The organism is Pseudomonas argentinensis, assembly GCF_001839655.2.
GTDB classification, from domain to species: Bacteria; Pseudomonadota; Gammaproteobacteria; order Pseudomonadales; family Pseudomonadaceae; genus Aquipseudomonas; species Aquipseudomonas argentinensis_B.
This window is the reverse complement of the sequence record NZ_CP056087.1, coordinates 3,362,518-3,382,937: the sequence shown is the minus strand read 5'-3', so window position 1 is coordinate 3,382,937 and position 20,420 is coordinate 3,362,518. Positions and strand designations below refer to the sequence as shown.

12 protein-coding genes are annotated in these 20,420 nt (G+C 63.6%); 8 read left to right on the top strand and 4 right to left on the bottom strand.

The window, feature by feature from the left end; all coding sequences use genetic code 11:
* Nucleotides 1-41: 41 nt before the first annotated feature.
* Together rssB and rssC are read left to right on the top strand one after the other, a co-directional pair.
* Nucleotides 42-1,226 (top strand): two-component system response regulator RssB, encoded by a 1,185-nt coding sequence (gene rssB / locus SA190iCDA_RS15065; protein WP_070888125.1) that lies wholly within the window; start codon nt 42-44, stop codon nt 1,224-1,226.
* 8 nt (nt 1,227-1,234) lie between these two features.
* Complete coding sequence (gene rssC, locus SA190iCDA_RS15060) at nt 1,235-1,720, top strand: anti-sigma factor antagonist RssC (RefSeq protein WP_070888148.1); 486 nt, start codon at nt 1,235-1,237, stop codon at nt 1,718-1,720.
* Between the two features lie 59 nt (nt 1,721-1,779).
* Here the strand turns inward: rssC and tal are convergent, their stop codons facing one another.
* Nucleotides 1,780-2,706 carry a transaldolase gene (gene tal / locus SA190iCDA_RS15055; RefSeq protein WP_070888124.1) on the bottom strand — a complete coding sequence of 309 codons (927 nt, stop codon included), beginning with the start codon at nt 2,704-2,706 and terminating at the stop codon, nt 1,780-1,782.
* Nucleotides 2,707-2,797: 91 nt separating this feature from the next.
* On the bottom strand, nt 2,798-3,787 hold the full coding sequence (gene dusA, locus SA190iCDA_RS15050; protein WP_139159572.1) for a tRNA dihydrouridine(20/20a) synthase DusA: 990 nt from the start codon (nt 3,785-3,787) through the stop codon (nt 2,798-2,800).
* Nucleotides 3,788-4,145: 358 nt separating this feature from the next.
* Between dusA and SA190iCDA_RS15045 the strand changes: the two genes are divergently transcribed.
* On the top strand, nt 4,146-4,325 hold the full coding sequence (locus SA190iCDA_RS15045; protein WP_070888122.1) for a hypothetical protein: 180 nt from the start codon (nt 4,146-4,148) through the stop codon (nt 4,323-4,325).
* Nucleotides 4,326-4,459: 134 nt separating this feature from the next.
* Here SA190iCDA_RS15045 and SA190iCDA_RS15040 read toward each other — a convergent pair whose 3' ends face one another.
* The gene (locus SA190iCDA_RS15040) at nt 4,460-5,452 is read right to left on the bottom strand and encodes a LysR family transcriptional regulator (RefSeq protein WP_070888147.1); all 993 of its coding nucleotides are present in this window, start codon (nt 5,450-5,452) and stop codon (nt 4,460-4,462) included.
* Nucleotides 5,453-5,600: 148 nt separating this feature from the next.
* On the opposite strand from SA190iCDA_RS15040, the gene SA190iCDA_RS15035 reads away from it, so the two are divergent.
* The 5 genes from SA190iCDA_RS15035 (at nt 5,601) to SA190iCDA_RS15015 (ending at nt 18,897) form a co-directional block, all read left to right on the top strand.
* A complete protein-coding gene (locus tag SA190iCDA_RS15035; RefSeq protein WP_070888121.1) occupies nt 5,601-6,401 on the top strand; it encodes a response regulator in 801 nt (266 codons plus the stop codon).
* Nucleotides 6,402-6,408: 7 nt separating this feature from the next.
* Entirely contained in the window at nt 6,409-8,862 is a 2,454-nt protein-coding gene (locus SA190iCDA_RS15030) for a hybrid sensor histidine kinase/response regulator (RefSeq protein WP_083329917.1), read from the top strand.
* A 26-nt stretch (nt 8,863-8,888) separates the two neighbouring features.
* Nucleotides 8,889-11,174, top strand: a complete 2,286-nt coding sequence (locus SA190iCDA_RS15025) for a TonB-dependent receptor (RefSeq protein ID WP_070888145.1) — start codon at nt 8,889-8,891, stop codon at nt 11,172-11,174.
* A 272-nt stretch (nt 11,175-11,446) separates the two neighbouring features.
* Entirely contained in the window at nt 11,447-13,222 is a 1,776-nt protein-coding gene (locus tag SA190iCDA_RS15020; RefSeq protein WP_083329914.1) for a ShlB/FhaC/HecB family hemolysin secretion/activation protein, read from the top strand.
* Between the two features lie 41 nt (nt 13,223-13,263).
* A complete protein-coding gene (locus tag SA190iCDA_RS15015) occupies nt 13,264-18,897 on the top strand; it encodes a YDG domain-containing protein (RefSeq protein ID WP_236100867.1) in 5,634 nt (1,877 codons plus the stop codon).
* Between the two features lie 179 nt (nt 18,898-19,076).
* On the opposite strand, the gene SA190iCDA_RS15010 is transcribed toward SA190iCDA_RS15015, so the two are convergent.
* Nucleotides 19,077-20,366, bottom strand: a complete 1,290-nt coding sequence (locus tag SA190iCDA_RS15010) for an MFS transporter (RefSeq protein ID WP_170834006.1) — start codon at nt 20,364-20,366, stop codon at nt 19,077-19,079.
* Nucleotides 20,367-20,420: the final 54 nt, after the last annotated feature.

Here is a 20,420-nt window from a genome sequence, read left to right as displayed (position 1 = left end):
TTTACGCTAACCATCCCCGGCGCAGTTTGCCTGGAAACCCCATGCACAAAACCAGTGCCACATTGCTGCTGATCGATGATGACGAAGTCGTCCGCGCCAGCATTGCAGCCTACTTGGAAGACAGCGGCTTCAGCATCCTGCTGGCCAGCAACGGCCTGCAAGGTCTCGAAGTGTTCGAGCGCGAACGGCCCGATCTGGTCATTTGCGACCTGCGCATGCCCCAGGTCGATGGTCTCGAACTGATCCGCCGCATCAATGCGCTGGAAGTCTCCGCGCCGATCATCGTGGTCTCCGGCGCCGGGGTGATGACCGATGTGGTGGAGGCGCTGCGCCTTGGCGCTGCCGATTATCTGATCAAGCCCCTCGAAGACCTGGCCGTGCTCGAGCACTCGGTGCGTCGTGCGCTGGATCGCGTGCACCTGCGCCAGGAGAACGAGCGCTACCGCGAGAAGCTGGAAACCGCCAACCGCGAGCTGCAGGCCAGCCTGCACCTGTTGCAGGAAGACCAGAACGCCGGGCGCCAGGTGCAGATGAACATGCTGCCGGTCACCCCGTGGGAAGACGAGGGGCTGTCGTTCGCCCACCAGATCATCCCATCGCTGTATCTGTCCGGTGATTTCGTCGACTACTTCCGGGTCGACGAGCGCCGCGTGGCCTTCTACCTGGCGGACGTTTCCGGCCACGGCGCCTCGTCGGCCTTCGTCACCGTGCTGCTCAAGTTCATGACCACGCGCCTGCTCTACGAGTCGCGGCGCAACGGCATGCTGCCCGAGTTCAAACCGTCGGACGTGCTCAGCCATATCAACCGCGGCCTGATCAACTGCAAGCTGGGCAAGCACGTGACCATGCTCGGTGGGGTGATCGACGAGGCATCCAACCGGCTGACCTACAGCATCGGCGGCCACTTGCCGCTGCCGGTGATGTACACCGGTGGCCAGGCCTATTACCTGGAAGGCCGCGGCCTGCCGGTCGGCCTGTTCAAGGAGGCCGATTACCACAACCTGGAAATCGACCTTCCCGAATCATTCAGCCTGACCTTGCTGTCCGACGGCATCCTCGATTTGCTCGACGGCGACAATTTGCAGGAAAAAGAAGCCTTGCTGCCCAAGCTGGTCAGCCAGGCAGGTGGAACCCTGGATGGGTTGCGTAGCGTGTTTGGACTGGCCAATCTGGCGGAGATGCCGGATGATATCGCCTTGCTGGTGTTAAGCAGGAACCTTGCATGAATCCTGGGATAAGCCCCGGTAGAATCCAGTTCGCCGAGCAGGATGGTACCTTCGTCCTCAAGTTCATCGGCGAAGTGCGCCTGACCCTGTGTTCGGCGCTGGACTCCACGATCGAGAAAATTTTCACCGCGCTGAATTTCTCCGCCATCGTCATCGATCTGACGGAAACGCGCAGCATCGACAGCACCACCCTGGGGCTGCTGGCCAAGCTGTCGATTCTGTCTAGGCAGAAGGTCGGCCTGTTGCCGACCGTGGTGACCACCCACGCAGACATCACGCGGCTGCTGCAGTCGATGGGCTTCGATCAGGTGTTCAACATCATCGACCAGCCCTACGAGTGCCCGGATTGCCTGGCCGACCTGCCTTCCCAGGATCAATCGGAAGACGTGGTGCGCGCCCACGTGCTGGAGGCGCATCGCATCCTGATGGGCCTGAACGAGTCGAACCGCGCGGCCTTCCATGACCTGGTCAGTGCGCTCGAACAGCAACCCTGAAGCCCGGCCATAAAAAAACGGGGCGCCGACAGCATCGGCGCCCCGTTTTGCGTTTCAGGTCAGCTGTTGGCAGCGAGCAGCTTTTCCAGTTTTTCCTGGTCGCGGGCGAACTGACGGATGCCTTCGGCGAGTTTTTCGGTGGCCATGGCGTCTTCGTTCATGTCCCAGCGGAACTGGCTCTCGCTGATCCGTGCCTCGCTCTGCCCGGATACCTCGGTATCGAGCTTGCGCTCCAGCGGGCCGTTGTCGTCGGCCAGTTGCTGCAGCAGCTCGGGGCTGATGGTCAGGCGGTCGCAGCCGGCCAGCTGTTCGATCTGGCCGATATTGCGGAAGCTTGCGCCCATCACCACGGTCTTGTGGCCCTGGGCCTTGTAGTAGTCGTAGATGCGCGCCACCGACTGCACACCAGGGTCTTCCGCGCCCAGGTAGTCACGGCCTTCGGCCTTCTTGTACCAGTCGTAGATACGCCCCACGAACGGCGAGATCAGGAAGGCGCCGGCATCGGCGCAGGCACGGGCTTGGGCGAAGGAGAACAGCAGGGTGAGGTTGGTCTGTACGCCGGATTTTTCCAGTTGCTCGGCGGCGCGGATGCCTTCCCAGGTCGAGGCGATCTTGATCAGGATGCGCTCGCGGCTCACGCCTGCTTCTTCATACAACTCGACCAGGCGCTTGGCACGGCTCAGGGTGGCCTGGGTGTCGAAGGACAGGCGAGCGTCCACCTCGGTGGAGATGCGCCCGGGGATCACCTGCAGGATTTCCCGGCCCACGGTCACGCCAAAGCGGTCGCTGGCCAGGTCGACATCACCCTGGCTGGCCGCCACCGCCTGCTTGAGCAGTTCGGCGTAGCGGGGCAGCGCGGCGGCCTTGAGCAGCAGCGAGGGGTTGGTGGTGGCGTCCACCGGTTTGAGGCGGGCGATGGCGTCGATGTCGCCGGTGTCGGCAACCACGGTGGTGAACTGCTTGAGTTGATCCAGCTTGGAGGTCATGGCACGGCCTTGTCGATTCGGGTGCCACGACCTTACCTGAGCCTCAGGTGCCGCTCAACTGGTGGCACAACCGTTGAGCGGCGGTGCTCGCTCAACGGCCCTGCAGGATCTCGGTCGCCTGGTCGAAAATGGCCAGCGGCTGATCGCTCTTGTGAATGTCCGCAGACAATAGCTGACGGAAGCGTCGCGCTCCGGGGAAGCCCTGGGCCAGGCCGAGCATGTGCCGCGTGACGTGGTGCATCAGCCCGCCAGCGGCCATGTGCCGCTCGATATAGGGGCGCATGGCGAGCATCGCCTCGAGGCGGCTGATTGGCGTGCGCTCGCTGCCAAACAGTTGCCCGTCGACCCCGGCCAGCAGGTACGGGTTGTGGTAGGCCTCGCGGCCCAGCATCACGCCGTCGAAGGTCTGCAGGTGCTGCTGGCAGGCCTCCAGCGTCCTGATGCCGCCATTGAGCACCAGTTCCAGTTCGGGGAAATCCTGTTTGAGCTGGGCGGCGATGTCGTAGCGCAGCGGCGGAATCTCACGGTTCTCCTTGGGCGACAGGCCCGAGAGGATGGCGATGCGCGCATGCACGGTAAAACTGCGGCAGCCGGCATCGCGCACCTGGCCGACGAAATCGCGGAGTTCCGCGTAGCTGTCGCGCCCGTCGATACCGATACGGTGCTTGACGGTGACGGGGATGCCCACCGCCTCACGCATCGCCTTGACGCACTCGGCCACCAGCGCCGGATGGGCCATCAGGCAGGCGCCGATCATGTTGTTCTGCACCCGGTCACTGGGGCAGCCGACGTTGAGGTTCACCTCGTCGTAGCCCGCCTGCTCGGCAAGCCGCGCGCAGGCCGCCAGATCGGCCGGATTGCTGCCACCCAGCTGCAATGCCAGGGGATGCTCGGCCTGGTCGTGGTGCAGAAACCGCCCGGTATCGCCATGCAGCAATGCGCCGGTGGTGACCATCTCGGTGTACAGCAGCGCGTGCTGCGACAGCTGACGCAGGAAATAGCGGCAATGGTGATCAGTCCAGTCCATCATCGGCGCCACGGAGAAGCGGCGGGATAGCGCGGAACCCGTACCGGCGGGCATTGCGGATAATTCTGGGGGCATATTGCTCAAGTCTGTTCGGTGCTTATAAGGCAGGGCTGCCGTTTTTAGCCTGAGGCATCAGGAGGGTGACCTGCAATCAACGTTGGCTTGGGCGGCGAGTAGCTCTGATTCGGCCGCGCCGCCAGGCAAGTTTACCAAGAAAGCCGGCCCTTCGATCGAACTGCGCTGTCTTGCCCAGGGCCAGCAGCCAGTGGCCAAGATTTGGCGATAGCCTGTAGCGGCAATTGCTCTTGGGGTTGCCGTGCCCTTGCCGTTTGTCGAACGGCGGGCACTTCGCGTGGCCGGTTTCAACCAACCTAGTACGCGCAGACGCTCTGCGCCGACTTGGAGATCCGCTATGACAATCGAAGAGAACAATGGCCCGGCAGCACCTTATCAAGGCCCATCGGTTAACAGCTCCACCCAGGGGCATGGTTCGAAGCAGGAGCAGGACGCCGTCCAATCGGAAGCAGAGCGCGATGTTGGCTCGACGTCGCCTGCGGATGACCAGGATGAGTTGAGCGACGACGATCGGTAGCACGATACCAAATCCAACTGATCGCTGTTGCAACCAAAGGTTTGAAGCCCGACGCCTGCGCCGGGTTTTTTGTCTCGTGTCTGGTTTCGGAGGCTTTGTCTCTTGGCCTCGGGGGGCGCCACGCCTGAATGCGATCACTGATAAGTGGCGACATCGTCATCCAGAGCGCTGATACCGGTGATCGTCTCATTCATCAGTGAATGTCGCAGATGGCTGACCAGGGCGCGGGCAGCGGGGGTTATGCTTCGGTGAGGATTCATCAGCGCGTAGAGTTTCTTTGATGGCGGGCGTTCCGCTGCGCAGGCGCGGCGCAATCTGCCCGCCTGCAAGTCAGCGAGGCAGGCGTGTAAGGGAAGGGTTGCCAGGCCCAGTCCGGCACGCGCGCTGTTGAGCGCGGCCTGGTAGCTGCTCGCATACAGGGCGGCGCTCTCAAGCGCCCGCTCGCCGGCCATCGATACCCGGTGCTGCACCCTGGCGGGTGGTGCAGATACCAGCAGGTCGCGTCCCTCCACTTCTAACAGGGGTGTGGGATTGCCAAGTCTTTCGACCAACTCCGGGGCACCGACGATGACCATCTCCAGCTCGGCCAGGGGTCTGGAGACCACATCATCACTGTTACCCGGCACATCGCAGAAACTGAGTGAGGTGTCCAGGTGATTGCCCGCCAGGTCGGTCAATTCGTCCGCTTCGGTCATGTGCAGCGCTACATCGGGGTAGGCCTCCCTGAAGGTGCGCAGGCAGCCATACAGCCAGGGGGCGAGTATTCCCGGTGCCGATAAATGCAACGGGCCGCGGGGAAGGCCGGTGGCTTGCTTGGCGATTTCATCCACGGCTTCGGCGGCGTGGAGCAGCTTCAAGGCATGGCTGTAGATGCGAGAGCCTATTGGTGTGAGATGTAGAGCGCGTGGCTTCCTGATCAGCAGTTGTACCTCCATGCGCTTTTCCAACTGGATGATGCGCCTGCTCAGATTGGACTTGGCCATCCCGGTGCCCAGCGCCGCAGCGGAAAAGCTACCCGCCTGGACAACATGCACCAACCAATAGAGGTCGGCCAGATTGGCTGCCAGGAGGGACGAGGTGGGTGCCGGTTTTCGCGACGACCTGTGGTCGTATGTGGGACGCTGCATCGTGTTTATCTGCAAGGCTTTGCGTTATCTTAGCGCGCTATCGATGGCGGGCCTTTTGCCGTGGCGGACGACGCTTTTGCTTAGAAGGATATGCAACGACTGATGATGGGGCGTCTGCCGAGCCCATATCGCCAGATGGGACGAAGTCATGCAGAACAATTTCAATAACGCACCGCATATCCTTGTCATAGACGACTCTCCTGAGGAGCTGCGCGGCATCGTTGGCTTGCTGCGGCAGCAGCCCTGGCGTCTTTCGATGGCCAGCGATCCTCGTCAGGGCTATCAGCGTGCCTTGGCGCTGAAGCCTGATCTTATTCTGCTTGATGTGCGCATGCCGGGAATGGATGGCTTCGCCGTCTGCCGCATGTTGCGCGAATCGCCTGCGACGCACCGAACCCCGGTGATCTTTCTCACCTCTGCCGGTGCGGTAGAGGAACGTGTTGAAGGGCTGACGCTAGGCAGCGTGGACTATGTCCTCAAGAGCTGCGACCCCCAGGAGATCCTGGCGCGAATCCGCATTCATCTGCAGTTGTCGTGGCGTGAGCCCGCATCGGGCTCACGCAGCGATGACGTTGAGCCGGCGAATCAAGATGAAGTTTCATTGCGCGTCGCCATGCGGCTGATTGCCCAGAACCTGGCCGACATGCCCTCGCTGGCAGAAATTGCCTGTAAGGCCGGCACCCATGAGAAACGCTTGTCGAGCATTTTTCGTGAGCACCTGGGCAGCACGGTGTTCGCCTACATCCGCGAAGTGCGCATACGCCGAGGCCAGGAGTTGCTGAGCGACAGTGCGATGGATATCCAGGATATCGCCGATCAGGTCGGCTTTCGAAGTGCATGCAACTTCACCACTGCCTTTCGTGAGCGAGTGGGCATGACGCCAAGCCAGTATCGCCAGCAAGCACACATGAAGGATGGTCAACACCCAGCTGGCGGAAGGCAGGAATGACCAACTGATGTCGGTTCGACTCACCAACTGCCTTCGCCAGTTCGCTGTATCTCTGCCGGGCGCTCTCCGGTTGCGCTGGGTCGGCGGCAGCTCTGGCCTCCTGTTGCTGCTCCTATCTGTCAGCCCATCCGTTTGGGCGCTAGATGTTTGCCAGGCCTCCCGTGTGGACCTCGCGCCCCAGGCAAAGATTTTCGAGGATCTGAGTGCCCGGCTCGACGCGGCACAGGTGTTGGCGTTGCCCGAGTCACGTTTCCAGGCGGCAACGCCCGAGTTGCTTGGCCAGGAGTACAGCCATTCGGCCTACTGGCTCAAATTCGAGCTCCATAACGCTCATTCAGCGGTATGTCGCCGCTGGCTTACGGTGGGTGAGCCCCGTTTGCATGACATCCAGGTGCATGTCCTTAACCGCGGCACCTGGAGCAGGCAGGTCGCGGGAGCTGCCTACCCCCTCGAGCAGTGGCCGGTGGTCGAACGGCAGCCGGTATTCGAGCTGCTGATACAACCCGGCGAACGGGTTCAGGTGCTGGTGCGCATCAGCACGCCGACACTGCTGCTGCTGCAACCGGTCCTGTGGGACGAGACGACGCTGCTACAGGATAGGCAATGGGTTTCTCTGGCCGACGGCATTACCCTTGGCATCGTGCTGCTGGTAGTGCCGTTCAGCCTCGTGGTCGGTTGGATCGTGCGCTCACGGCTGCTGGCTGTGCATGCGGCAACGGTATTTTCCTATGTCCTGGTGACCGTTGTCGCGAGCGGGTACTTGATCCTGTTACCGGGGCTGATGCAGTGGAGCCTGCCACTGTGGTCAGCGCTCAGTATCCTGTCGTTCCTATGCTTTTTGGCCTATGCCCGTGAGTTGCTGCAGGTGCGATATCTGCCGCCAGTGTGGGGATGGCTTTATCACGCCGTACTGCTCGCTTTCGCGGCTGCCTGTCTCTGGGGACTTCTTGTCGACTCCGTACAAGGACGGCCCGTCTCCGAATGGTGTACGCGCGTGGCTGCCTACATCCTCTTGCCGGCCACGCTGATCGTCGCCTGGCGACGCGGTTTGCAACTGAGCTGGATGGCATGGGCCGTACCGTTATTCATGCTGGTGCAATTCGTCGTTCGTTACGTGCTGCAGCTCGACACGCTGCCCTGGCAGGCTCGCGCGAGCGTTCTCAGTCTGTCTTCGACCTTGCCGGGTGTGGCCATCCTGGTGTGTACCCTGGTCACCGAGGTGGTTCGTAGCCGGCGCCGCGAGCGGCATGCGCTAACGGCGCTCGAGAATCAGCAACGGGAAGAGCAGGAGCGCCTGGAAAGCACCGTCGCCATCCGTACCGGGCAGTTGAACGAGTCCTTGCGAGCACGTAGTTCGTTGATGGCACGTATCAGCCACGACTTGCGCTCACCGCTGGTGAGCATCATCGATTATGCGCGCATGGCCCGGGCTGGCGTTGTCGACGACTTCCCGAGCAAGGTCGAGCGCAATGCGCGTCAGCAGCTGGAGCTGATCGACGAGTTGTTGGAGTTTTCCAAGAGCGAGCTGCAGCAACTGGAGCTCACGTTGGCACCCGGATACCTGTACGGTTTTCTCCAGGAGCTGGAAGAGGAGGCGGGCTTCCTGGCATCGCGTCAGAACAACCGCTTTGGCTGCTGCTTCGCCGACGACCTGCCTGCCCTGGTGCGTGCGGACTTCCGCCGCCTTCGTCAGGTGCTGTTGAACCTGCTGGGTAACGCGGCGAAATTCACCCATGATGGCGTGATCGTTTTTGAGGTGACCTGTCAGCACAGCTCACCCGGACAGGCGCTTCTGCACTTCAGCATCAGCGACAGCGGAATCGGCATAGATGCCCAGTCGCCAGAGCGACTGCTCAAGCCTTTCCAGCGTGGTCCAGGGGTGGAGGGCTACGACGGCAGCGGCCTGGGGCTGTCGATCGTCACCCAGTTACTGCAGATCATGGGTAGCGAGCTCGAGTTGCAGCGCCTGGAGCCGAAAGGCAGTCGGTTCAGTTTCCACTTGCCGCTAGCCTGCGCCAGCGAAGAGGAACTCGACAGCAGTTTCGTCGAGAACCATGGCGTGCCGGTGGCTGGCAATGGTCGCAAGGTTCTGATCGTCGATGATTTGCCGCAAAACCGCGATTGGGTCAGCGATTTGTTGGCGGGCTATGAGTTCGAGGTGCAAACCGCAGGCAGCGCCGAGGATGCGCTGGAGCAGTTGGCGTCGGAAACCTTCGATCTGCTGATTTCCGACATGCGCATGCCGGGCATGGATGGCTGGGAGCTATTGCGTCGGGTGCGCGCGCGCTGGCCGGGCCTGCCCGTGCTGCTGTATTCGGCCGTCCCCGCCCTGCGCCCCATGGATATGCCGGGCAGTCTCCGTTTCGATGACACCCTGCTCAAGCCCGCCTCCAGCAGGGATTTGCTGGCGCGGGTGGATAACCTGAGCCGCATTGCCAGCAAGCCTCAGGAGGCGCTGTGAAGTCCATTGCGCGGACCTCTTTCTGGATGCTGCTCGCGCTCCCGGGCATGGCCCTGGCTGAAGCGGCCGTCGTTGAGCTCGACGCGATAAAGGTTGTCGGCGCGAACCATCGCGAAGAACCAAGCCAGCGGGTGCCTGCCAGCGTTTCGGTAATCGAAGCTGACGGACTGCGTGATGCCGGCCACGAGGATCTGGGCACGTTGGCGCAGCGTGTTCCCGGCCTGATGTTGAGCGCCCCCAATCCGCGTTATGCCGCCATCGGTATCCGAGGTTTGGGCTCGAGCTCTGCCAACGATGGGCTCGAGGGTAGCGTTGCGGTATACCTCGATGGGGTTTACCTGGGCCGCCAGGGCATGACCCCTCTGGATTTCGGCGATATCGAACGTGCGGAAATTCTACGTGGGCCCCAGGCGACGCTATACGGCAAGAATGCCACTGCTGGCGCCATCAATCTGAGTAGCCGTATGCCGACCTTCGTAAACCAAGGGCAGGGTGAAATCAGGATGGGCCAGGATGGCCTGCGCCACTACCGCGCTAGCGTTTCGGGCCCGCTGATCGATGATGAACTGGCCGGGCGGTTGAGCTTCTTCGACGTAAGCAGAGAGGGCGCTATCGACAATCGCTTCAACGGCGGGCGGCTTAACGAGCAGGATCGCCAAGGGTTGCGCGGCCAGCTGCTATGGGCGCCAAACGAGCGATTCAGCGCCAGGCTGATAGCCGACCATGCGGTGCAGGACGAGAGTGCGGTTCTTGCTGCCAGTCATCTGAGTAGCATGACGCGGCAACGAGCAGCGTTCGTCGGCTACCGACCCTCGTCGGTCTCGCCGTCTGCCCGCCGTGTCGAGCAGAACGACGGCAATCGGTTGCAAACGCTGCAGCGCGGCCTGACGCTGCAACTCGATAACTACCTGGACAACGATCTCACGCTGACCAGCCTATCCGGCTATCGCGACTGGTCTTATGACAGTCGGCATGACGCCGACAGCATGCCGCTCTCGGTGGCGCGCTCGGCGGTACAGCTCGATCATCACCAGTTCAGCCAGGAGCTGCGCCTGGCGCAGTCGCTCGGCAAGCGTTTCGATTACCTGCTGGGCGTCTATTACCTGCAGCAGCGTCTGCAGCGAGACGTCGACGTGGCCTTCGGCCGTGACGCTGCGGCTTTCTTTCTGGGCGACCAGAAGCAAGTCACTGACCTTGGCATCACTCCTGGCATGGTGCCGCCTTCGCTGTTGCAGGGCGCCGAGCAGCGCTTTCGCGGCGGGCAGGACAGCGACACCCAGGCCGTATTCGGCCAGTTCACCTGGCGCCCCACGGAGCGCCTGGCCATTACCCCCGGGCTGCGTTACAGCCGCGAGCGCAAGCGTGGCGAAATTACTCGAAGTGTCAGCGGCCTGGCCCCGCTGGGCTCTGACCTGGTATCGCAACTGGGCGGCCAACGGCTGCGTGATATCGCCTTGGGCGGTGCTTACACGCGAAGCAACCGCATTGCGGAAAACAATCTTTCCGGACAGTTGGCGCTCAGCTACCAGCTCAACGACGCCGTGGTTGGTTATGCCCGGTGGTCGAGGGGCTACAAAGCTGGGGGCATCAACCTGGAAGTCACTGGTGACGCCATTGCCCCGGTGTTCGATGCCGAGCGCGCGACGGCCGTGGAGCTCGGTATCAAGAGCCTATGGTGGGGCGATCGTGCCTCGCTCGACGTGGCGCTGTACCAGACCGACGTGGACGACTACCAGGCACTCAGCAACAGCGAGCCGGCCGATGAGCTATCCCCGCCGTTGCGCGACAGCCTGATCAACGTCGGCAAGGTACGCCTGCGTGGCATCGAGGTGGACGGGCGCCTGCAATTGACGTCCCAGGTAGGTTGGCACCTGGGCCTGGCCTTGAGCGATGCGCGCTACCGCTCCTTCGACAATGCGCCCTGTCCGCCGGAAAGCGGGGCCTGGTCGTGCGACCTGTCCGGCAAGCGACTGTTCAATGCGCCGCGCTGGAGCCTGGCCACCGGGGTCGACTACCGCAGGCCGCTGGAGGCCGGGCTGGAGCTGTTCGGCGCGCTCGATTACAGCTGGCGCAGCGGCTACTACGGCGTGCTGGAGCGCGGCACCGGCAGCTACCAGTCGGCTTATGGCCTGACCGACCTGCGCCTGGGCATCGGCCAGGCCGACCAGCGCTGGGCCGTGGAGCTGTGGGCGCGCAATCTCTTCGACCAGGACTATGCCAGCGCCTTCTACGCCACACTGGGCTCCGGGGACTACGGGGTCCTGCCAGGTGCGCCGCGTAGCGTTGGCGTTTCAGTGCGCGGTCGGTACTGACGCCCCAGTCGGTCCGGATGCTCGCGGGCCAGTAACGCTTGGCCGACCGGCTGCTGATTCCCGCGGCCCTGAGTGCTAGGGAACCCTTCGAATCGGGTCGCTTCGCTACGTTTCGTCGCCTTTTTGCGGATTTCATACGCGATGTCCGCTGCAGCAAAACATCCGTCCGGCCATACAAAATCGACCTGTTCAGCGGGTGATTAGACTCCGCGGGCTTTTCATCCCCAGCTACGGCTTGGCGGGTGGTTTCCCAATCTTCATGGAGTTGTACGATGCCAGTTCCTCACAAGGATTCCGTTCGTGCGGGTAAGCATCTGCTGCATTGCGCCATCGTGCTGGCCGGTACCGCTACCGCCCAGCTGGCGCTTGCCCAGGTGCTGCCGGACGCCGGTCAGTTGCTCAACGAGCATCAGCAGACGCGACCTTCCGAGCCGCGTTCCACCCAGCCACCTGCCGCCATCGAGTTGCCCTCCGGCACCAGCGGCCGGCCAACGGACTCCGGCTTGCGCGTGCAGCTCAAGGCCATTCGCTTCAGCGGCGATACCGAACTGGCCGAGGCCGAGAACCTGCGGGAACTGACCAAGCCGGTGCTGGGCAAGACCCTGGATCACGCCGGCCTGCAGCAATTGGTGGAAAGCCTGACCCGCTACCTGCGCGGTCGCGGTTATGTGCTGGCACGTGCCTACCTGCCACGTCAGGACCTCACCGACGGGGAACTGGAGATCGCCCTGATCAAGGGTCGCCTGCAGTCCGGCACCTCGCGCATCGAGGTGCAGGGCGACACCCGCAGCGATCCCGAGCGCCTGCGCCGGATCGCCGCCGCCGCCTTGCCCGAGGATGAGGTGCTGCACGCCGAAGATCTGGAACGCGCGCTGCTGCTGATCAACGACCAGCCGGGTGTCAGCGCGCAGTCCGCGCTGGACGTGGGCGCCGAGCCGGGCACCAGCCGCCTGCTGATCAAAGCCAGGCGCGGCCCGCTGGTATCCGGCGGCCTGTCGGCGGATAACTATGGCAACCGTAGCACGGGCAGCGCTCGCGCAAATGCACAAGTCAGCCTGAATGATCCGCTGGGTATCGGCGATCAGTTCAGTATCGGCCTGAGCAAGAGCACCGGTACCGACATCGTCGGCGCCTCCTACAGCCTGCCGCTGAATGCCTCGGGCCTGCGCCTGAACGCCGCCGGCTCCTACCTGCGCTATGAGGTCGACCAGGAGCAGTTCCGCCCCCTGGATCTGCGCGGCAACGCCCGTAGCGGCTCGCTGGGCCTGAGCTACCCGCTGATCCGCTCGCGTCTGCAGAACCTCGACCTGTCCGCCACCTATGAGCACAAGGCCCTCGAGGACGAGGCCCTGGGCATCAACCTGCGTGACCGCGAGCTGAACAACCTGATCCTGGCCATGAGCGGCAACCGCTTCGACTCGCTGGCCGGTGGCGGTGTGACCGAGGCCATGCTGGCGCTGACCCTGGGCGAGCTCGACCTCTCGGGCAACCGCGACGATCAGTTCGCCGATCGCGTCGGCGCCGGCAGCGACGGCAGCTTCCACAAGCTCAACCTGCGCCTGTCGCGCCTGCAGAGCCTGGGCGCTGGCAGCCCGTGGACGCTGTTCGGCGGCCTTTCCGCGCAATGGTCCGGTGACAACCTCGATTCGTCGGAGAAATTCCTGCTCGGTGGCCCGGCCGGTGTGCGCGCCTATCCGGTGGGCGAGGCCTCGGGTGACCAGGGCTGGCTGGCGACGCTGGAGCTGCGCCGCAATATCGATCTGAACCTGCCAGGCGTGGTGCTGCAGGGCCTGGGCTTCGTCGATAGCGGGCGTATCTGGCTGCACCAGGATCCCTGGCCGGGCTCGATCAACAACGCCGGGGACAGCAACCGCTACGACCTGCATGCCGTAGGTGTGGGCGCCAACCTGTGGGCCGGCAGCTTCAGCCTGCGTACCGCCGTCGCGCGCACCCTGGACAACAACCCAGGGCGCAGCCTTTCCGGCCTGGATGCCGACAGCCGCGCCAGTGACTGGCGCGCCTGGATCCAGGCTTCGTACGCATTCTGATCCGGTCCGTTGCGGCCCTCTACAAATTTTAGGAGCACACCATGAAGCGCGCTTCGTTGAATCATCTTTACCGTCTTGTCTGGAGCGACGCCGACCAGGCATTCGTTGCCGTTGCAGAACATTCCACCGCACGCGGCAAACGTGGCGGCGTGGTCGGTTTCCTGGCTGCCGTCGGCCTGCTCGGCAGCGGCGCCGTACTGGCGGCCGACCTGCCCACGGGTGGAACCATAGTTGGTGGTAGCGGCAACATTTCGCAGAACGGTAGCCATATGGTGGTCGATCAGCACAGCGGCAAGCTGGTCACCAACTGGAACAGCTTCGATATCGGCACCGATGCCAGCGTGACCTTTCACCAGCCCGGTGCCAACAGCATCGCCCTGAACCGGGTGATCGGCGGCGGCAATGCCAGCCAGATCCTCGGCAAGCTCGACGCCAACGGCCAGGTGTGGCTGCTCAACCCCAACGGCGTGGTGATCGGCAAGGGTGCCCAGGTCAACGTGGGCGGGCTGGTGGCGTCGTCGCTGCAGATCAGCGACCAGGACTTTCTCGCCGGCAAGACCACCCTCAGTGGCGGTGCCGGGGCCGGTGCGGTGGTCAACCAGGGCAGCGTGAACGCCGCGCCAGGTGGAATGGTGGCGCTGATCGGCCCGCAGGTCGGCAACAGCGGTAGCATTCGTACACCCGGTGGCAGCACCGTACTCGCGGCGGGCGACAAGGTCAGCCTGGATTTCCAGGGCGATGGCCTGGTGGGCGTCAATGTCGAGCGTGGCGTTCTGGAGGCCGCGGTGCGCAATGACGGGCAGATCAGCGCCGACGGCGGCCTGGTGTCGCTCAGCGCGCGCTCGGCCGATGCGCTGCTCAGCAGCGTCATCAACAACAGCGGCGTCATCGAGGCCAAGGGCCTGGTGGAGCGCGGTGGCCGCATCCTGCTCGACGGCGATGCCGAGGGCGGCCTGACCCAGGTTGCCGGCACCCTCGACGTGTCCTCCGAACAGGGCAAGGGCGGCAGCATCGTGGTCACCGGCGAGCGCATCGCCGTGGCCGATGCCACTCTCGATGCCAGCGGTGCGACCGGTGGCGGCACGATCAAGGTGGGTGGCGGCTGGCAGGGCCAGGATGCCACGGTGGCCAATGCCACCCAGGTGACGGTCGAGCGCAACGTCAAGGCCAAGGCCGATGCCACCCAGGCTGGCGACGGCGGAACGGTGGTGTTCTGGGCGGACGGCGACAACCGTTTCGCCGGCGACATCTCGATCCGTGGTGGCCAGCAGGCTGGCAACGGCGGCAAGGCCGAGGTGTCCGGCAAGCAGACCCTGCATTACGCCGGGATGACCGATGCCCGCGCGGCCAAGGGGCGCACCGGTGACCTGCTGCTGGACCCGACCACTATCACCGTTTCCGGCGGCAACGGCACGGACGGTGATCTGGGGGCCAGCACCGGTAACGTGACGGTGTACGAGAAGAATCTGGAAGCACAAACCGCCAACGTGCTGCTGCAGGCCACCGACAGCATTCACTTCGCCGATCTGAACCTGAACGGCGGCGATGGCACCATCAGCATGCAGGACGATGTCAGTTTCCGGGCCGAGGTGCTCAACAGCGGCAATACCGCCACCTCCATCAGCTTCGCCAACAGCAGCAACACGCTGGAAGTTTCCGGCAGCGGCAGTATCTACATGCAGGCCGGTGGCACCCGCACCGGCTCCATCAATGGCGTGTTCAACCTCGTGGCCAAGGGCGCCGGGGTGAACCCCGCGCTGGCCGACTTGCCGGATCACGATGTCAATACCATCGGTAGCGGCACGCCCGGTGCCGGCAGCATCACCCTGCTGGGCGCCGACGGCCTGACCATCGCCGGCTCCCTGAGCACCGCAGGTGGTTACGTGCGCCTGTCCAGTGACTCCGACCTGGGGGGCCGTGGGGCCCTGACCATCGATACGCCGATCAACACCAACGGCGGCAACCTGTATCTCTCCTTTGGCACCACGGCCTATGCCGAGAGCATCGCCACCCTCAACGGCGATATCACCCTGGGCAGTGGCCGCCTGTTCTTTGGTGATGCCATGGGCAGCAAGGGCTTGGGCGGCTCGACGGGCGAGAAACGCCTGGCGGGCCTGCTGAGCCTCAGCGGCGACGTCAACTTCAATACTCCGCTGACCATGCTCGGGGGCGCGTCCATCTACACCGACGGCGCGATCAACTTTACCAGCACCGTCAACCTGGACACCGGCACCGACCTGCTGACCCTGCGCGCCAACAACGTCGACTTCACCCAGGCCACATTGCAGAACCTGTCCACCGCGAGCATCCGCCTGGAGCCGTACGACGTCACCACCAACATCCTGCTCAACAGCAGCAGTGGCAGCGCCGGCGGCGGCATCTTCCTGGACGGCAACGCGCCGGCCACCGACATCAGCAAACTGGTGGGCATCAGGAATCTCACCATCGGTCGCGCCGACGGCACCGGCACCACCACGGTCGACTCCTCTGGCTTCAGCTTCAACGCCAACAACAACCTGTCGCTGCTCAACGGCAATATCCAGGTCGATGGGGCGCTGAGCAACAGCCATGGCAGTGGGCACGTGATGGCCCAGGCGGGCGTCGGCGACGTGGTGATCGGCAGCGGCGGCACCGTTACCGCGCAAGGCAGCGGCGATGCCGTGGTGCTGGTGGCCGAGCGCAATTTCGTCAACCAGGCCGGCGCCAATGCGCTGTCCGCCAGCAATGGCCGCTGGCTGACCTATTCCAGCAGCCCGTTGGATGACCTGCGCGGTGGCCTGGACGTGGCCTTCAAGCAGTACGCCGCGCAGTATGGCGACACCGTGCTGGGCAACGGCAACGGCCATCTGTACAGCTATGCGCCCAAGGTGAAGGTGGAGCTGCAGGGCGAGGTTCGCAAGACCTATGACGGCAACGCCGCCGCCGCTGTCAGCGATGCCAACTTCGCCATGAGCGGCGCCATCGATGGTGACACCATCGACGTGCTCTCCTTTGGCAATGCCTACTACGCCGACAAGAATGCCGGCGCGGGCAAGCAGGTCACCGTGGACGATGTCGAGGTGTCCGAAGCCACCAACGGCAACGTCAAGGTCTACGGCTATCAGGTCGACGCCTCCAGCGTGAGCGGCGACGTCGGGCAGATCGACCGCAAGGTGCTGACCGCCAATGCCGATGTGGCGGGCAAGACCTACGACGGCACCACCACCGCGAACCTGAGCAACGTCGCCCTGGTGGGTGTGGTCGCCGGTGACGAAGGCAAGGTGGGCACCTCCGGTACCACGGGCGCATTCAGCGACAAGAACGCCGGGCAGAACAAGTCGGTCAGCGGTTCGGGTATCGCCCTGACCGGCGAGGAGGCCGACAACTACGCCTTCGACACCGACGCCGAGATCGGCAAGGCGGACATCGACCGCAAGCTGCTGACCGCCAATGCCGATGTGGCGGGCAAGACCTACGACGGCACCACCACCGCGAATCTGAGCAGCGTCTCGCTGGTAGGCATCGTCGACGGTGATGAAGGCAAGGTGAGCACTTCCGGTACTACCGGTGCGTTCAGCGACAAGAACGCCGGGCAGAACAAATCCGTCAGCGGTTCGGGTATCGCCCTGACCGGCGAGGAGGCTGACAACTACGCCTTCGACACCGATGCCGAGATCGGCAAGGCGGACATCGACCGCAAGCTGCTGACCGCCAATGCCGATGTGGCGGGCAAGACCTACGACGGCACCACCACCGCGAATCTGAGCAGCGTCTCGCTGGTAGGCATCGTCGACGGTGATGAAGGCAAGGTGAGCACTTCCGGTACTACCGGTGCGTTCAGCGACAAGAACGCCGGGCAGAACAAATCCGTCAGCGGTTCGGGTATCGCCCTGACCGGCGAGGAGGCTGACAACTACGCCTTCGACACCGATGCCGAGATCGGCAAGGCGGACATCGACCGCAAGCTGCTGACCGCCAACGCCGATGTGGCGGGCAAGACCTACGACGGCACCACCACCGCCAATCTGAGCAACGTCGCCCTGGTGGGTGTGGTCGCGGGTGATGAAGGCAAGGTGGGCACCTCCGGCAATACTGGTGCGTTCAGCGACAAGAACGCTGGCCAGGACAAGTCCGTGTCCGGCTCCGGTATCGCCCTGACTGGCGAGGAGGCCGACAACTACGCCTTCGATACCGGTGCCGAGATCGGCAAGGCGGACATCGACCGCAAGCTGCTGACCGCCAACGCCGATGTGGCAGACAAGACCTACGACGGCACCACCACCGCCAATCTGAGCAACGTCGCCCTGGTGGGCATCGTCGATGGCGATGAAGGCAAGGTGAGCACTTCCGGCAATACTGGCGCGTTCAGCGACAAGAACGCTGGCCAGGACAAGTCCGTGTCCGGTTCGGGTATCGCCCTGACCGGCGAGGAGGCCGACAACTACGCCTTCGACACCGATGCCGAGATCGGCAAGGCGGACATCGACCGCAAGCTGCTGACCGCCAACGCCGATGTGGCAGACAAGACCTACGACGGCACCACCACCGCGAACCTGAGCAACGTCGCCCTGGTGGGCATCGTCGATGGCGATGAAGGCAAGGTGGGCGCTTCCGGCACTACCGGTGCGTTCAGCGACAAGAACGCCGGCCAGAACAAGTCCGTATCCGGCTCCGGTATCGCCCTGACCGGCGAGGAGGCCGACAACTACGCCTTCGATACCGGTGCCGAGATCGGCAAGGCGGACATCGACCGCAAGCTGTTGACCGCCATCGTCGATATCGCCGACAAACCCTACGATGGTTTGGGTACGGCAATCATCCGCGATATCGCCCTCGATGGCGTCATCGACGGCGATGCCGTGGGGGCATCGGGGAAGGCCACGTTCGACACCCCGGCTGCCGGGCAGGGCAAGACGGTGAAGGTCACGGACCTGCAGTTGCTCGGTGACGACGCGGGCAATTACCTGCTGGCTGACCAGCCGGTGACCGGTACCGCCAGCATTCAGCCGCCAATCCAGCCGCCAGTCGGCCTGATCAACGCGCCGGAAGGGGCCAATGGCACCGGCAATGCGGTCAAGCGTCCTGACAACCAGGTGGTGGTGCTCGGGCCCGCTTCGGTTCAGGTGCTGCCATCCACGGCGCTGTTCAGCGACACGCCGAACCTGGCCACCAGCCCGGCAGGCCTGGTCACCGGCGATGCCCTGGTGCTGCAGGATGCGGTGCTCTCGGGTAATGGCCGGATGAGCCTGGCCCTGACCGAGGGCAGCGCCGAGCCTGCGGTAAGCAAGAGCCTGGATATCTACCGTACCCGTGCCGGCGAGCCGCTGCGGGGTGAGGGCCAGTACGCCGCCACCGACCTGGGCAACAGCATCACCCTGGAGCTGGCCGCCACCGGCAGCCGCCAGGCGCCAGTGTTGCAACGTGCAGGCGGCAAGTCGGCCGAGGGCTCGGTGGCAATGGCCAACGGGCAGCGCCTGGACCTGCAGGTTACGCTGATGAACGATGGCGTGCTGCTGGTCCAGGTGCCGCAGCATGCCAGCGATCTCGACAGCGATGAACTGGCGGCCTACGGCCTGGCCGTGGCCAAGCAGCGCCTGGGTACCAGCGTTCAAAGTATCGAGACCGTTGTCGTGGAACATGCCCTCAGGCAGGCAGAAGTGGTGACCAAGGCGGTCGTTGAGGTTGCTGCTCGCTAAGCCTTTCCCTTGCTCTAGGCATCGTGCAGCGCTCACGACCCTGGCTAAGGCTTGTTGCCGACGCCACGTTCGTGAGCTCGCACCAGAGAACCCGGCCTGAGCCGGGTTCTTTGTTTGCACTTGCCGGTCGGTTAAGCGCGCCTCGAGGATTAACGAAGGCGGGCGCCTAATGGACTGTCCTACAGATCGCCGGACTCTCGGGTGGCTGCGGGCTGTCCGGTTCCGGGGCAGCCGCCCGCATCGATACGCGCCACGCAGTAAGCGCACAGGGCCAATACAGCTGGGCAAAGCGCAAGTACGGTAAAGCTCCTGACCACCGGCAGCCCGCTGTTGAGTACATAGGCCCCGAGCAGGGGGCCGAGGATCGATCCCATTTTGCCAACCGAGGCCGCCCAGCCGGCGCCATTGGCGCGGATCGCGCTTGGGTAGAATATTCCGGCAATGCTGGTGATCCCATAGTGGCTGCCTTTTACAAAGATCGCCCCGATCAGGCTGAGCACGATGAAGGCATCGCCGTTCAGGCCACCGATGCCCAGCACCAGTAGAAAGGGCAGCGAGAGCAAGGGGTAGATCATCACCGCGTAGGGGCCCTTGGCGTCGACCAACCGCATCAGTGCCAGGCCAGCCATGGCGCCGCTAAACGATGCGAAGGAGCTCACCCAGGATGCCGTGCTGCGGTCGAAGCCGGCATAGGTGTAGACCAGAGGACTCCAGGAGGCGAGAAAGTACATCGCCATGGAGCTGACCCCGAAGCCAAGCCAGATCAGCGGCGTTATCCACCGCAGTTTGCCCATGAACAGTTGGCCGACATGGAACGGGCGCTGGGCCAGGTCAATTTCGTCGGCGAGCAGATAACGATCGTCCGAGCCCAGGTCGATGCCGGGATCAAGTCGCTTGAGCAGCCTCGCGACCTTTTCCGGCTGACGCTGCTTGCTCACCAGAAAACGTACCGACTCGGGCAAGGTGAATAGCAGCAGTACGCTGGAGGCCAGCGTGGCGACCCCGCCCAGCACGAACACGCTCTGCCAGCCGAACTGAGGTGCCAGCCAGACACTGAGCGGGCCGGCCATGGCACCTCCAAGGCTAAAACCGACCATGATTATGGTGACTACCGTGGAGCGATAGCGCTTGGGAACGAACTCGATATTCAAGGCCCAACAAAGCGGTAGCATCGCGCCGAGCGCAAAGCCGTTGAAAAAGCGCAGCACGAGCAATGCTTCATAGCTGTCAGCCAAGGCAAACAGCAGCGTCAGGAAACCAAAGGAGAACGTCGACAGGATTATGGTCGGCCTGCGGCCGATGCGATCGCCCAGGTAACCGAAGAAGAAGCCGCCGAGCATCATGCCGAACAGGCCGATGGAAAACACCTTGCCCAGTTGCAGCTTGTCCAGGCCGATGTCATCGGCCATGTAGGACGCGGTATGCGACAGCATCAGCAGGTCGAAGCCATCCAGGAAGGTGATCAGCAACGAAACGGCGATCACCCGATAATTGAAGCGCGTGAGCGCGCGGCCCTCGATCAG

What these genes read in the sequence shown, in the direction of transcription:
- SA190iCDA_RS15030 (WP_083329917.1), top strand. Translation starts at nt 6,409, where the DNA reads ATGTCGGTTCGACTCACCAACTGCCTTCGCCAGTTCGCTGTATCTCTG.
- tal (WP_070888124.1), bottom strand. Translation starts at nt 2,706, where the DNA reads ATGACCTCCAAGCTGGATCAACTCAAGCAGTTCACCACCGTGGTTGCC.
- SA190iCDA_RS15040 (WP_070888147.1), bottom strand. Translation starts at nt 5,452, where the DNA reads ATGCAGCGTCCCACATACGACCACAGGTCGTCGCGAAAACCGGCACCC.
- dusA (WP_139159572.1), bottom strand. Translation starts at nt 3,787, where the DNA reads ATGCCCGCCGGTACGGGTTCCGCGCTATCCCGCCGCTTCTCCGTGGCG.
- SA190iCDA_RS15025 (WP_070888145.1), top strand. Translation starts at nt 8,889, where the DNA reads ATGCTGCTCGCGCTCCCGGGCATGGCCCTGGCTGAAGCGGCCGTCGTT.
- rssB (WP_070888125.1), top strand. Translation starts at nt 42, where the DNA reads ATGCACAAAACCAGTGCCACATTGCTGCTGATCGATGATGACGAAGTC.
- SA190iCDA_RS15035 (WP_070888121.1), top strand. Translation starts at nt 5,601, where the DNA reads ATGCAGAACAATTTCAATAACGCACCGCATATCCTTGTCATAGACGAC.
- SA190iCDA_RS15020 (WP_083329914.1), top strand. Translation starts at nt 11,447, where the DNA reads ATGCCAGTTCCTCACAAGGATTCCGTTCGTGCGGGTAAGCATCTGCTG.
- SA190iCDA_RS15045 (WP_070888122.1), top strand. Translation starts at nt 4,146, where the DNA reads ATGACAATCGAAGAGAACAATGGCCCGGCAGCACCTTATCAAGGCCCA.
- SA190iCDA_RS15015 (WP_236100867.1), top strand. Translation starts at nt 13,264, where the DNA reads ATGAAGCGCGCTTCGTTGAATCATCTTTACCGTCTTGTCTGGAGCGAC.